Source organism: Paracoccus wurundjeri (genome assembly GCF_030678915.1).
GTDB classification, from domain to species: domain Bacteria; phylum Pseudomonadota; class Alphaproteobacteria; order Rhodobacterales; family Rhodobacteraceae; genus Paracoccus; species Paracoccus onubensis_A.
The window spans coordinates 31,296-45,182 of the sequence record NZ_JAUUTZ010000024.1; the positions used below are offsets into that span (position 1 = coordinate 31,296).

13 protein-coding genes are annotated in these 13,887 nt (G+C 59.5%); 8 read left to right on the top strand and 5 right to left on the bottom strand.

The features are described from left to right. The first annotated feature begins 103 nt into the window (after positions 1 to 103). Positions 104 to 2,248: a polyribonucleotide nucleotidyltransferase gene (pnp, locus tag Q0601_RS19375; RefSeq protein ID WP_305291563.1), complete on the top strand. Its 2,145-nt coding sequence runs from the start codon at positions 104 to 106 to the stop codon at positions 2,246 to 2,248. Positions 2,249 to 2,299: 51 nt separating this feature from the next. On the opposite strand, the gene Q0601_RS19380 is transcribed toward pnp, so the two are convergent. After that, positions 2,300 to 3,205, bottom strand: coding sequence for a glycosyltransferase family 8 protein (locus tag Q0601_RS19380; protein ID WP_305291564.1), 906 nt, complete (start codon positions 3,203 to 3,205; stop codon positions 2,300 to 2,302). Between the two features lie 120 nt (positions 3,206 to 3,325). Here Q0601_RS19380 and Q0601_RS19385 point away from each other — a divergent pair, with 120 nt between their 5' ends. Both Q0601_RS19385 and Q0601_RS19390 read left to right on the top strand, forming a co-directional pair. Continuing rightward, on the top strand, positions 3,326 to 4,105 hold the full coding sequence (locus tag Q0601_RS19385; protein WP_305291565.1) for a hypothetical protein: 780 nt from the start codon (positions 3,326 to 3,328) through the stop codon (positions 4,103 to 4,105). Next, positions 4,102 to 4,929: a glycosyltransferase family 2 protein gene (locus Q0601_RS19390; protein WP_305291566.1), complete on the top strand. Its 828-nt coding sequence runs from the start codon at positions 4,102 to 4,104 to the stop codon at positions 4,927 to 4,929. The genes Q0601_RS19385 and Q0601_RS19390 overlap by 4 nt, the downstream gene beginning before the upstream one ends. A 73-nt stretch (positions 4,930 to 5,002) precedes the next feature. On the opposite strand, the gene Q0601_RS19395 is transcribed toward Q0601_RS19390, so the two are convergent. Further along, on the bottom strand, positions 5,003 to 5,659 hold the full coding sequence (locus tag Q0601_RS19395; RefSeq protein ID WP_305291567.1) for a peroxiredoxin: 657 nt from the start codon (positions 5,657 to 5,659) through the stop codon (positions 5,003 to 5,005). 179 nt (positions 5,660 to 5,838) lie between these two features. Here Q0601_RS19395 and Q0601_RS19400 point away from each other — a divergent pair, with 179 nt between their 5' ends. Next, on the top strand, positions 5,839 to 7,284 hold the full coding sequence (locus Q0601_RS19400) for an aldehyde dehydrogenase family protein (protein ID WP_305291596.1): 1,446 nt from the start codon (positions 5,839 to 5,841) through the stop codon (positions 7,282 to 7,284). Positions 7,285 to 7,362: 78 nt separating this feature from the next. Here Q0601_RS19400 and Q0601_RS19405 read toward each other — a convergent pair whose 3' ends face one another. Further along, a complete protein-coding gene (locus Q0601_RS19405; RefSeq protein ID WP_333473094.1) occupies positions 7,363 to 8,016 on the bottom strand; it encodes an OmpA family protein in 654 nt (217 codons plus the stop codon). A gap of 264 nt (positions 8,017 to 8,280) precedes the next feature. On the opposite strand from Q0601_RS19405, the gene hisD reads away from it, so the two are divergent. From hisD to Q0601_RS19420, 3 genes are read left to right on the top strand one after another with little or no spacing between them, the layout of a single operon-like run. Beyond that, positions 8,281 to 9,594 carry a histidinol dehydrogenase gene (gene hisD, locus Q0601_RS19410; protein ID WP_305291568.1) on the top strand — a complete coding sequence of 438 codons (1,314 nt, stop codon included), beginning with the start codon at positions 8,281 to 8,283 and terminating at the stop codon, positions 9,592 to 9,594. Continuing rightward, the gene (locus Q0601_RS19415) at positions 9,591 to 10,070 is read left to right on the top strand and encodes a UPF0262 family protein (RefSeq protein ID WP_305291569.1); all 480 of its coding nucleotides are present in this window, start codon (positions 9,591 to 9,593) and stop codon (positions 10,068 to 10,070) included. Before hisD ends, Q0601_RS19415 begins: the two co-directional genes overlap by 4 nt. Before the next feature lie 3 nt (positions 10,071 to 10,073). Then, positions 10,074 to 10,547, top strand: a complete 474-nt coding sequence (locus tag Q0601_RS19420; protein WP_305291570.1) for an arsenate-mycothiol transferase ArsC — start codon at positions 10,074 to 10,076, stop codon at positions 10,545 to 10,547. A 14-nt stretch (positions 10,548 to 10,561) separates the two neighbouring features. Here the strand turns inward: Q0601_RS19420 and Q0601_RS19425 are convergent, their stop codons facing one another. After that, positions 10,562 to 10,771, bottom strand: coding sequence for a DUF1127 domain-containing protein (locus tag Q0601_RS19425; protein ID WP_220475286.1), 210 nt, complete (start codon positions 10,769 to 10,771; stop codon positions 10,562 to 10,564). Between the two features lie 158 nt (positions 10,772 to 10,929). Between Q0601_RS19425 and Q0601_RS19430 the strand changes: the two genes are divergently transcribed. Continuing rightward, positions 10,930 to 11,796 carry a LysR family transcriptional regulator gene (locus Q0601_RS19430; RefSeq protein ID WP_305291571.1) on the top strand — a complete coding sequence of 289 codons (867 nt, stop codon included), beginning with the start codon at positions 10,930 to 10,932 and terminating at the stop codon, positions 11,794 to 11,796. Positions 11,797 to 11,891: 95 nt separating this feature from the next. Here the strand turns inward: Q0601_RS19430 and ade are convergent, their stop codons facing one another. Then, complete coding sequence (gene ade, locus Q0601_RS19435; RefSeq protein WP_305291572.1) at positions 11,892 to 13,622, bottom strand: adenine deaminase; 1,731 nt, start codon at positions 13,620 to 13,622, stop codon at positions 11,892 to 11,894. Positions 13,623 to 13,887: the final 265 nt, after the last annotated feature.

Sequence of the window (13,887 nt, forward strand, 5' to 3'; positions counted from 1 at the left end):
AACGCGCCCGCCGGTCGGGCGCGTTTTCATATGGTGCCGGGCAATGGGGTCTGGCGCCCGCATGATGAAGGCGCGGCAGGGGCCGTGCCGGTAAGGAAAACAGATGTTTGATGAAGTGAAAAAATCGATCCAGTGGGGGCAGGAAACCCTGACGCTGGAAACGGGCAAGGTTGCCCGTCAGGCCGACGGTACGGTCATCGCCACTCTGGGCGAGACGAGCGTCATGGCCAATGTCACCTTTGCGAAGGAACCGAAGCCCGGCCAGGACTTCTTCCCGCTGACGGTGCATTACCAGGAAAAATATTACGCCGCCGGCAAGGTGCCGGGCGGCTTTTTCAAGCGCGAGGCCCGTCCGACCGAGAAAGAGACGCTGACCGCTCGCCTGATCGACCGGCCTTGCCGTCCGCTGTTCGCGCCGGGCTTCAAGAACGAAGTGCTGGTAATGTGCACCGTGCTGTCGCATGATCTGGTCAATGATCCCGATATCGTCGCGATGATCGCGGCATCGGCTGCGTTGACGATTTCCGGCGTTCCCTTCATGGGACCGATCGGTGCGGCTCGGGTCGGATTCGTGGATGGCGAATATGTCCTGAATCCCGAAGTCTCGGATATGGACAAGCTGCGCAACAATCCCGAGCAGCGTCTTGATCTGGTCGTCGCGGGCACCAAGGACGCCGTGATGATGGTCGAGTCCGAAGCCTATGAGCTGACCGAGGAAGAGATGCTGGGTGCGGTCAAATTCGGCCATGAGGCGCTTCAGCCGGCGATCGACCTGATCATCCAGCTTGCCGAAGCCGCCGCCAAGGAGCCTTTCGACTTCCAAAGCCCGGACTATTCGGTGCTTTACGCGCGTGTGAAGGAACTGGGTGAGGCCGATATGCGCGCCGCCTATGCCATCCGCGACAAGGCTGAACGTCAGGATGCCGTGGCTGCGGCGAAGACGAAAGTCAAGGAAGCGCTGAGCGAGGAAGAACTGGAAGATCCGAATCTCGGTTCTGCTTTGAAGAAACTGGAATCGGGCATCCTGCGCGGCGATATCATCAATGGCGGTGCCCGGATCGACGGGCGCGACACGAAAACCGTCCGCCCGATCGTCAGCGAAGTCGGCCTGCTGCCGCGCACCCATGGCTCGGCGTTGTTCACCCGCGGGGAAACGCAGGCTCTGGTCGTGACCACGCTGGGTACCGGCGACGATGAGCAGATCATCGATGCGCTGCACGGCAATTTCCGCAGCAACTTCCTGCTGCATTACAACTTCCCTCCCTATTCGGTCGGTGAAGTTGGCCGCGTCGGTTCCCCCGGTCGTCGCGAGATCGGGCATGGCAAGCTGGCATGGCGTGCGCTTCAGGCGGTGCTGCCCGCAGCTACCGATTTCCCCTATACGATCCGCGTCGTTTCCGAGATCACGGAATCGAACGGTTCGTCGTCGATGGCCTCCGTCTGTGGCGGTTCGCTGTCGATGATGGATGCCGGCGTTCCGCTGAAATCGCCGGTTGCCGGTGTTGCCATGGGCCTGATCCTGGAAGATGACGGCAAATGGGCGGTTCTGACCGATATCCTTGGCGACGAGGATCACCTGGGCGACATGGATTTCAAGGTTGCCGGAACCGAAGCCGGGATCACCTCGCTGCAGATGGATATCAAGGTCGCGGGTATCACGCCCGAGATCATGGAGCAGGCTCTGGCGCAGGCCAAGGACGGCCGGATGCATATTCTGGCCGAGATGGGCAAGGCCCTGACCGAAGGCCGCAACGAGTTCAGTGCTCATGCTCCGCGTATCGAGACGATGACCATCCCGACCGACAAGATCCGCGAAGTGATCGGGTCGGGCGGCAAGGTGATCCGCGAGATCGTCGAAACCTCGGGTGCGAAGGTCGATATCAGCGATGACGGAGTGATCAAGATCGCTTCGGCAAATGCTGAATCGATCCAGAAGGCCTATGACATGATCCACTCGATCGTGGCCGAGCCTGAAGAGGGCCAGATCTACACCGGCAAGGTGGTGAAACTGGTCGATTTCGGCGCCTTCGTGAACTTCTTCGGCAAACGCGACGGGCTGGTCCATGTCAGCCAGATCGCCAATCGCCGTCTGGGTCATCCTTCGGAAGTGCTGAAGGAAGGTCAGGAAGTGAAAGTCAAGCTTCTGGGTTTTGACGACCGTGGCAAGGTACGCCTTGGCATGAAGATGGTCGATCAGGAAACCGGTGAGGAAATCACCGAAAAGAAAGAAGAGGCAGCCGAGGAGTAAGTATCTTACCCTTGGTTGTTGAAGGAAGGGCGTCAGGATTGGCGCCCTTTTTCATTCCGGCCTGAGATCGGGAAAATCGGCCGAGAATTGCTGCAGCTGGCGGCGATAATGGAAGGTCGCCTTTCCTTTGCTGGACCAGATATCCTTTCGCGGATTTCTCCAGGGCTTTTGCGGTCCATGATAATGAATGATGCGCGGCTCATCCGGCAGCAGTTCGTATTCGGGCAGATCCAGTTTACGGAAAATCTCTCTGTGACGTTTGCTGCGGCCCCAGGATAAATTCCACATGATATCCAGAAAACGAACATTTTCCTTGAACAGAACGTTCAGGTGATCCTGATCTCCATGCGACATGTCCGAGGCGGTGCAAACGTCCTCTACATTCTGCATAAGCTCTGGTTCGCTGCGGATCTGATCGCAGTTGAAAAGCATGATACCCGCATTGAAATAATCCGTCGGCGGCGTCGGGTGCAGAAGAGTGGTAACTTCGGATATCCGCGCCCTGCCATCGTGACACGCCGTTTTCGGGTTCGCGAGCCAGTGAAGCAGGGTGTAATCCCTGATGACCCCCGCATAGGCCGAACCAAGATCGATCTCGAATAGTGGCGTGACATCGTTCACCACCAATGTGTCACCATCGATATACAGCGCGTAACCGTCGATATATGCGGGAATGAACAATCGCCCCATTGTCGCGGCCGAGATGTAATCTTTGGGGCCATGCGCGCCTTTGAGATGCTCGGCTTCCAGGTTTTTCGTCAGCAACGTCACATCGGGATTGATCGCCGCCACGCGTGAGATGCTCTGCCAGTGCTCGTCATCGAGGTTGTCGCCCCATATATGCAATTCAGCCTTGCCGGATATGGTTTTGAGCAAGCTCCAGACCGAGACGAGCGTGGGTTTCAGAAACCCCGCGTCGGTCACGTAGACGATTTTCGGAGAAGTCATCGGTGTCATGCGCTTTAACATTCCTGCTACTGGTTACATGGGTTAACGATGGTTTGCGGGGATGGGTTCCGTAATGACTTGGGAAGAGCTAGGGTGACGAGGCCGTCAGAACACCGTCCGGGAGGCGCAATGGAGAACATACCCAGCATCCTCACCATGAAATGGGGCACTCTTTACAGTTCCGAGGATGTGAACCGGCTTTACCGTCAGGTCAGTCGTAACCTCGCGCGTCCGCACCGCTTTATCTGTTTTACCGACGATGCCGAAGGGCTGGATCCGGGGATCGAGGCGCAGGCTTTGCCCGAACTCGGTCTGCCCGAGGGACATGCGGATACCCGCTGGCGGAAACTGGCATTGTTTCGCCCCGATCTGGGCGGGCTGAGCGGAACCGCGCTGTTTCTGGATATCGATCTGGTGGTGGTGGATGATCTGTCGCCCTTTTTCGATCATCCGGGCGATTTCCTGATTATCCGCGATGATGACCTGTTCCGGACCAAACCGCTGCGCAAGCTGAATCCTGACCGTGACCGTTTTCTGCACAGCGTCGGAAATTCCAGCGTCTTCCGCTTCGAGATCGGCCAGCATGGTTATATTCTGGATGCTTATCTTGCAGACCCGGCCGCGGCGACCGCGAATTACGAGATCAGTCAGCAATTTCAATCAGCTCAACTGGCCGCGCAAGGGCATCTGAACTACTGGCCGCGTGGCTGGTGCGTCAGCTTCAAAAATGATTGCGTGCCACGTAACCTCCTTAGCTATCTGAAGGATCCCGCCTTGCCCGAGGGCGCAAAGATCGTCCTTTTCGCCGGAGAGCCGAAAATGGCGGATGTGTTTGCCGGAACTGGAAACCGCTGGTATCGCCGGATCGGCAATATAGATTGGCTGCGAAAAGCGTGGCAGGGGTTATGATCAGCGATTGGATCCGAAGTTTCAAACACGGGCAGCGGCAAAAGCGCGCAATCTCCGAGATCGCTTCGCGTTCCACCGCGCCGGGCATTGCGCATGGTCTGCCCGCGCCGCTGATCGTGTCGCTTACCAGCTATCCGGCACGTTACGGCACGCTGTCATTGACCCTTGCGGCGCTGCTGCGGCAATCAGTCCAGCCTGACAAGGTCATTCTCTGGCTGGACGAGGGGGACGAGGCCAGCCTGCCCGCAGAGGTCGTGGCCTTGAAATCCGAAGGTCTTGAAGTGGCGATCTGTCCCGACTGGCGTTCCTACAAGAAGATCATACCGACACTAAGCGCATGGCCCGAGGCGTTCATCGTGACCGCCGATGATGATGTCTATTACCCGCACGACTGGCTGGAAGCTTTGGTGGCCGCTGTCTCTGATACCACAGGGATCGCCTGCCACCGTGCCCATCGAATCAATCTTGGCGCCGACGGGTTGCCACTGCCATATGAGGAATGGGTGCATAATATCCCCCAACCCGACCGCTCGTCGCTGGTTTTTCTGACCGGGGTGATGGGGGTCATCTATGCGCCGGGGGTCTTTCATCCGGATATCCTGCGGGACGATCTGTTCACGGAACTAAGCCCCGGCAGTGATGATGTCTGGTTGTACTGGATGCACCGGCTTGCCGGAACAGAGGCGCAGAAGATCGGAAGCCGTGCCCGGATTCTTGAATGGGGGGGCAGTCAGATCCAAAGCCTGCGGGCGGAAAACGTGACCGGGCTTGGCAACGACCGCGCGATAAAGGCAATGCTGGGCAGATATGGCTGGCCCGGCTAGGGCGAATTTACCGGCCCAATCGTCAGGCGCAGGCGTCACCCCGACAGAAGCTGCCGGGGCAACCGCTGGTCATTTATGCCGGATCCTTGGCAAAGCGCAGATAGGGCAGCTTGATGTCCAGCGCGCCATATTTCTCTTCTGCGGCCTTGTCGTCCAGCGACAGCGCCACGATCACATCCTGTCCGGGCACCCAGTTCGCGGGCGTGGCCAGTGCCGCTCCGTCGGTTTTCTGCACCGCGTCCAGAGCGCGGACGATCTCGGCAAAATTGCGTCCGACCGACATCGGATAGGTCATCGTCAGGCGCACCTTCTTGTCGGGGCCGATGATGAAGACGGTACGCACCGTGGCGGAATGCTGCGGCGTGCGTCCCTCGGTCGGCAGGTAGTAATCGGCAGGCAGCATGTCATAGGCCTTGGCCACCGTCAGACTGCTGTCGTCGATGATCGCGAAATTCGCGGGGCTGCCGGCGACCTGTTCGATATCGCGTTTCCATTTCTGGTGATCGTCCACGGAATCGACGGATACGCCGATAACCTTGGTGTTCCGCTTCTCGAACTCCGGAATGAGTTGCGCAACGGCGCCGAACTCGGTCGTGCAGACGGGGGTGAAGTCGCGCGGATGGCTGAACACGATGCAATAGCTGTCGCCCAGCCAATCGTGGAAACGGATTTCTCCTTCGGTGGAACTTGCAGTGAAATCAGGCGCGGTATCGTTGATTCGCAGAGACATGGGCCATCCTTTCAATTGATTCCGTCAACTTAACATAGGCGCGCCACGACGGATTGCCAGCCCGGCTTTTTGCGATATTTCGCCCGTGCCCGGACACCGTGCTGTCTGATTGACCTTGCAGTGACGGATAGGCGGTGCCACCTTCCCTTCATACATCTCAGGAGGACGCGATGAGCACGCTGTTGGACAAGCGCAAATTCTATATTGGCGGTCAGTGGGTCGATCCGGTCAAGGCAAATGATCTGGAGGTGATCGATCCGTCGAATGAAGAGCCGGTTGCGGTCATCAGTCTGGGCGGTCAGGCGGATACGGATGCAGCGGTTGCCGCCGCGAAGGCCGCTTTCCCGGCGTGGTCACAGACCAGTAAGGCGGAAAGGCTGGCCTATGCCGAGAAGATCGCCGAGATCTATCAAAGTCGTGCCGGGGATATGGCATGGGCGATCAGCCACGAGATGGGAGCCCCGGAGGATATGGCCCTGAACAGCCAGACCGGCGCGGGTTTGTTCCATATTCAGACCTTCATCGCGGCCTTCAAGGATTTCGAGTTTCTCCGCCCGCTGGGCGATCATGCCCCCGGCACCATGATCGCATGGGAGCCGATCGGTGTCGTCGGGCTGATAACGCCGTGGAACTGGCCGATGAATCAGGTCACGCTCAAGGTGATCCCGGCGATCATGGGCGGTAATACCTGTGTGCTGAAACCGTCCGAGATCGCGCCGCTGTCTTCGATGGTATTCGCGGAAATCCTGGATGAAGCTGGTTTGCCGGAAGGCGTGTTCAACCTTGTGAATGGCGATGGCGCGGGTGTGGGTACGCAGCTTACCACGCATAAGGATGTCGAGATGATCAGCTTTACCGGCTCGACCCGTGCCGGGATTGCGATCAGCAAGGCAGCGGCGGACAGTCTGAAGAAAGTCGTGCTGGAACTGGGCGGCAAGGGCGCGAATATCGTCTTTGCCGATGCCGATGAAAAGGCGGTGGTCCGGGGCGCCAAGCATTGCTTCAACAATAGCGGCCAGTCCTGCAACGCGCCGACCCGGATGCTGGTCGAGCGTTCGATCTATGACAGCGCGGTCGAGACAGCGGCAAGAGTGGCCGAGGAAACGGCGGTGGCGACGGCGCATCAGCCCGGAAAGCATATCGGTCCGGTGGTCAGCAAGCAGCAATGGGACAAGATCCAGGATCTGATCCAGAAAGGGATCGATGAAGGCGCGCGTCTGGTTGCTGGCGGTCCCGGCCTGCCCGAAGGCGTCAATCGCGGCTATTTCGTGCGCCCGACGGTCTTTGCCGATGTGCGCAATGACATGACGGTCGCGCAACAGGAAATCTTCGGCCCGGTCCTGTCCATCCTGCCTTTCGACAGCGAGGAAGAGGCTGTCGAGATTGCGAATGACACGCCTTACGGGCTGACCAATTACGTGCAATCCCAGGATGGCGAGCGGCGCAATCGCGTCGCCCGTCAGTTGCGTGCCGGCATGATCGAGATGAATGGCGAAGCACGCGGCGCCGGATCGGCATTCGGTGGTGTGAAAGCCTCGGGGCGCGCGCGGGAAGGCGGCGTCATGGGGCTTGAGGAATTCATGGATTCCAAATTCATCAGCGGATGGGATCGCAGCGCCGGTTGAGCCTTGCCGGTCACGACTGCAATAAAAAAGGGGCGGTGATAGCCGCCCCTTTTTCCTTTGGTTTCGGGTTCTGCCGGATTACTGCGTCGGGCGAATAAGGATCTCGACCCGGCGGTTCTGGGCGCGTCCCTGCTCGGTTCCGTTCGAGGCAACGGGCTGCGACTCGCCGCGGCCCACCGCGACCACACGGTTCGAGGACACGCCAGCGGCGGTCAGGATGCCGGCGACGGATTGTGCACGGCGCTGCGACAGATCCTGGTTGTGATTGGCGCTGCCGGTATTGTCGGTATGACCGATCACCTCGACGCGGCTGTTCGGATATTGGTTCAGGTTGCGCGCAACGGCGTAAAGATCGTTCTGCGCCGGGCCGGACACGGCCGCCGAGTCGGTGGCGAACAGGATGCCTTCGGGCAGGATGACCTGCAGGTAGGAACCATGATTGACGATCTGGACATTCGGGTTGCTGATCGCCTGATCCAAAGCGGCAGCCTGACGGTCAAGAATGTTGCCCGCGACAGCACCGGCCGCCGCACCCAGGATCGCACCTCTGGCGGCATCGCGGCCCTGATTGTTCTTGTCGTCATCGCGGGTCGCGCCAAGAACGGCACCGACCGCCGCGCCTGCCAAAGCGCCCTGCTGCGTACGGGACATGCCCGTACCCGTTCCGGTCCCGTCGGTTGGGGCGCATGCGCCAAGGGCGATCAGGCCCGACGTGGCGAGAATTGTGGTCATTCGGAGATTCATCTGTCTCACTTTCCTGTTGGTTGGCGGCAGGGGCCATGCCGCGCAGATGTTGACGTCCCTTAACGTCCCGTTGCCGGGCCGTTATTCTAACGCCGCATAGGCTGACGCAGTTCCGCGTGAAAGGGAAGAGGGATGATATCATACCCTGATGACCTCTGGCATCGTGTTGCAATTCGATTGTGACGTCTCGCCGGGATGCGCTTGAGGCTGCGCAATCAAGCCGCTAACAAGGCGTGATTGCGAGGGGATGTCATGCCGGTCACATTGAATACTACCGATCCCGAATTCGAACGCCGCTTTGCTGAATTGCTGTCGGCCAAGCGTGAAGATTCCGTGGATGTGAATGATGCCGTGGCCGCCATCATTGCGGATCTGCGCGCGCGCGGCGATGCGGTTCTGTGCGAGCTGACCTCGAAATTCGACAGGCTCGACCTGACGCCGGACCGGTTGCGTTTCACTGCGGATGAAATTGCCGAGGAAACGGCGAAGGTTTCCCCCGAAGATCGCAGCGCCCTTGCGCTGGCGGCTGAACGTATCCGTGCCTATCACGCGCGGCAGATGCCCGAGAATGTGAGCTGGACCGATCCCGAAGGGGCGACCCTCGGCTGGCGGTGGTCGCCTGTATCTGCGGCGGGGCTTTACGTGCCGGGCGGGCAGGCCGCTTATCCGTCCTCGGTATTGATGAACGCGATTCCCGCACGTGTGGCCGGTGTCGAGCGGTTGATGATCTGTGTGCCGACCCCGGACGGGGTGATCAACCCGCTGGTACTGCTGGCAGCCCAGATTTCAGGTGTGGACGAGATTTACAGGATCGGCGGTGCGCAGGCCGTGGCCGCGATGGCCTATGGCACCGAGACAGTCCGGCCGGTGGACAAGATCACCGGCCCGGGAAATGCTTTCGTTGCGGCGGCCAAGCGGCAGGTGTTCGGGCATGTCGGGATCGACATGATCGCCGGCCCGTCCGAGGTGCTGGTCATCGCGGAAGGCGCGCAAAACCCCGATTGGCTGGCCATGGATCTTCTGGCGCAGGCGGAACATGACGCTGACGCTCAGTCGATTCTGATCACCACCGATACGGCGCTTGGTCATGCCGTTGCAGGGGCCGTGGATCGGATTCTTCCTACCCTGCCACGGGCCGAGATCGCAGGCGCAAGCTGGCGTGATTATGGCACCATCATCTTTGTCCGGAATCTGGACGAGGCCGCGGCGCTGTCCAACCGTATCGCGCCCGAACATCTGGAGCTTTGCGTGGACGATCCCGAAGCTTTGGCGGGGAAATGCATCCATGCCGGCGCGATCTTCCTTGGTGCGCATACGCCCGAGGCGGTCGGCGATTATGTCAGCGGTCCGAACCATGTCCTGCCGACTGCGCGCTCTGCGCGGTTTTCCTCGGGTCTGTCGGTGCTGGATTTTCTCAAGCGCACCACGCTGGCGCGGCTGACGCCCGGAGCATTGGCCGCGATCGGTCCGACCGCGATACGATTGGCCAATGCCGAAGGATTGCAGGCGCATGGCGCCTCGGTTGATCTGCGTCTTGCAGAGTTGAATGAAAGGACCGGGGAATGAACCGGATCACCCGTATCCAGATCGACGATTCCGCGATCCCGCCCGCACTCCCCGAGATGGAGCAGGAACGGAAGGTCGCCATCTTCGATCTGATCGAGGATAACAGCTTTGCCGTCCCCGGGCGCGACGGTCATCCCAGGCCCGAAGGGCCCTTTGCACTTGAACTTGCCGTTCGCGAAGGACGTCTGGTCTTCGACGTGACAACTGAAAAGGGCGGCAAGGTGGCCGAATTTCACCTGTCTCTCGGGCCTTTCCGGCAGACGGTGAAGGATTATTTCCAGATTTGCCAAAGTTACTTCGAAGCCGTGAAGCGCCTTCCTCCGGCGCAGATCGAAGCGATCGATATGGCGCGGCGCGGCATCCATAACGAAGGCGCGCGCATTTTGCAGGAGCGGTTGGAGGGCAAGGCCGAACTGGATATCGATACCGCAAGGCGGCTGTTCACATTGATTTGCGCGTTGATTCCACAGGGCTGACGCATGTCGCAGAACAGAATTCCAGCTTCGGTTCTATTCTGTTGCGATCACAATGCCGTTCGCTCGCCCATGGCAGAAGGCATTATGAAGAAGCTCTACGGTCATGCTGCGTATATACAATCCGCCGGGGTCAAAAACGATCTGGAGATCGACGGTTTCGCAATCTCGGTTTGCGAAGAGATCGGGGTCAGGATTTCCAACCATCAAAGCCGCAGTTTTGACGAGATGAAGGACTGGGGGGACGATCTTGGGGGTTTCGACCTGATCGTTGCACTTTCTCCGGCAAGCCAGCGGCAGGCGCTGGAACTGACGCGGTATTTTCATCTGGATGTCGAATATTGGCCGATCATGGACCCGACGGGACTGGGCGAGGGACGAGAGGATCGTCTTCGCGCCTATCGGCAGACCCGCGATCAGATCATGTCAAACATGATCGAGCGCTTCGGCCCCGCCATCGAAAACAACAGTCGGGGCTGAAGCGCCGGTTTTTATCATCTGCTGCGCCAATGAGCCGGAACATCCCAGATCTTCCGCGCCAATTCGGCCTCGACATCGTCGCGGGTCAGACCTACATCTTTTAATTGATCGTCCGACAGCCGCGATAGATCGATGCGGGTTTTACGGACATCGAACATCGTCAGGATACGTTCAAGCCAGTTCGGGCGCGGAACGATTCCCTGTCCGGTTACGACGCGTAACATTGTAGCGGATTTCTGTGCCATTATTCATCTCCGGTGATCAGCTTCATCAATTCGGATGATGCAACGTGCTGTTTTCATCCTGTATGTTGATATTTAAGGAGAGCTGTCGTATTCGTAAAACGAATGATTTTGATGATATTCATCAGGAGGGTTGAACAATGCGGAATCTCGATATCGCGACGCTCAGATCACTGCAGGCGGTCGCAGAATATGGCGCCGTGACCCGCGCGGCCGAGGCGTTGAACATGACGCAAAGCGCCATGTCCATGCAGATGAAACGGCTGGAAGAGGTTTTCGGCCAGCCTTTGCTGCTCAAACAGGGGCGCGGGGTGGTCCTGTCTGATTTCGGCGAGGAACTGCTGGCCGAGGCGCGCAAGATGGTGGCGATGAACGATTCTATCGTGGCACGATTTACCGGCGTGTCACCGAAAGGGCGGCTGCGGGTCGGGATCAGCAGCGACTGGTTGTTCGAACGGGTGGCGCAGGCGGTGCGCGCGTTCCGGCAGTCGAATCCCGACATCGAGCTTGTCATCGATTATGCACGCAGCAGCGACCTTCGAGCGCAGATGAAGCGGGGCGAGCATGATCTGATCCTCGTGACCGAGTTCGAGGCGCCTCCCGGCGCGACTCATCTTGCCAAGGTCGATATCGTCTGGGCCGGCGCCGTTGGAGGCGAGGCATGGACACATCGGCCGCTGCCAATCGCCAATACGACGCTTTGTGCCTATCATCCGGTTGGGATGCTGGCGCTGGACAAGGCCGGAATCGACTGGACGCTGGTTGCCGGGCAGGGCGGGCATGACACCTGGCATGTTCTTGCTGTCGCGGATCTGGGTGTCACGATCAAGCTTCGCGGCGTGGAGTTGGCGGGGCTGGAGAATATCGAGCATGGCGGTGCGCTTCCGCCTCTGCCTCAGACATGGATGAATGTCTATTATGCCGACGGTCCGGCACGGGCAATTGCGGCTGAGTTTACCGGATATCTGCGTCACGCGATTTGCGAAGTTGCCGCTTTGGCCGCCTGATCGCGGAAAGTCCATCTCTCGTCCCTGCCGGACCCTGTCAGAGCATGCAGCTGTGGCTGTAAATCGCAAGTAACCCCGATTGGTTCAGCGATACCTCAGTCCGCGATGATTTCGAATTTTTCGACATCGACCATCCCCCGGTCGGTGATCTTGAGCGCCGGAATCACCGGCAGCGCCAGAAAGGCCAGCTGCAGGAACGGCTCCTTGAGCGTGACATCCAGATCGCGGGCGGCCTTTCGCAGCGCTTCCAGTTTGCCTCGGACATGCTCGAAGCTTTCCATGCTCATCAATCCGGCCACCGGAAGCGCAAGTTCGGCCAGAATTTTCCCTCCGGCCGCCACGACAAACCCGCCTTCGATCTGGGTAAGGCGGTTGGCGGCCAGTGCCATATCGCCGTAATCCGCGCCGACCACGGCTATATTGTGGTGATCGTGACAGACCGTGGAGGCGATGGCCCCGCGAACCATTCCAAATCCGCGCACGAATCCGGTCGCGATATTGCCGTTTCGCCCATGCCGTTCGATCACCGCGATCCGCAACAGGTCACGCGCCGGGTCCGGGCGCTTGTCGCCACCTTCCGGCGGGATGTCTTCGTGCAGATGTTGCGTGATGATCTTGCCTTCCGTGATCCCGATCACATGGGTTTCGCTGCGATTGCCCGCAAAGCGGAAATCGTCCGGTGAAACTTCCGGCGCCCTGACCGATTGCCGTCCCACCGGGGATACAGAGCCGCGGGCCGCAAACGCCTCTTCGTCCACGATGCGCCCACCGCAAAGGACAAGCTGCGCGTGACAGCCTTGCAGGGAATCCACGGCCACGATATCCGCCCGCAACCCGGGTGCGATCAGCCCGCGATCCTTCAGGCCGAACGCTTCGGCGGCTGACAGCGATGCGGCGCGATAGGCGGCCAAAGGCGGGGTGCCCAACTCGATCAGCCGGCGGATCATATAGTCCAGATGGCCATGCTCGGCGATGTCCAGGGGATTACGGTCATCCGTACACAGGCACATATAGGGCGCGGTGATATCGGTCAGCAGCGGTTGCAGCGCTTCGAGATCCCGCGAGACAGAGCCTTCCCGGATCAGGACGCGCATGCCCTTGCGCAGTTTTTCAAGTGCTTCCTCTGCCGTCGTTGCCTCGTGTTCGGTACGGATTCCCGCGGCGATATAGGCATTGAGGTCGCGGCCCAAAAGTTGCGGGCAATGCCCGTCGATATGACCGCCTTCGAACAGGCGAAGCTTGGCCATGGCCGCTGGATCGCGATGGATCACGCCGGGATAATTCATGAACTCCGCCAGCCCGATACCGGACGGATGCCCCATCACGTGGCGCAGATCATTGGCCTCGATCCGGGCGCCCGAGGTTTCCATCTCGGTCGATGGCACGCAGGATGACAGCTGTACCCGAAGATCCATCAGCAGATGTTCGGAAGCTTGCTGAAAATAGCGGATACCGTTCAGGCCGATGACATTCGCGATCTCATGCGGATCGCAAATGGCCGTCGTGACGCCGCGAACAGTGACACAGCGGTCGAATTCAAACGGCGTGACAAGGCTGCTTTCGACATGCAGATGCGTGTCGATAAAGCCCGGCACCAGTGTAAGACCGGTTACATCGATCACGCGAAGCCCCTCGTAATCGGCATGGACCCCGGCAATCCTGTCGCCGCAGATCGCGACGTCGCCCGCAACCATCGCGCCGGTGACGAGATCCAGAACCTTGCCTCCCCGCAGCACCAGATCGGCGGGGCGATCGCCCCGGGCCTGCGCGATGCGGTTTTCCAGATCGTCGTTCCGCGAATTATCCGTTCGGGTGATTTGGGTCATGCTTATACTCGTTGTAAGATGTTTCGCGGCCAGAGACGGGCTGCTGAACCGGTATTCGTCCTGGCATTTTTCTATTGCGGGTTTCTTTCGGCGCTCAGCGTGAATTTCAGGTCTTTCCATTCATGTCACGGCAGAGGGTTTCAGGCAAATCCGATAAGCGGCAGGCGTTCCGCGAATGATACAGGTTCGGGATAACCCGTCTTGCCCGCGATTCTGGGCAGTTGCGTCCGGCACGCGGGGGGCATAGGCATATTGAACAGCGGAA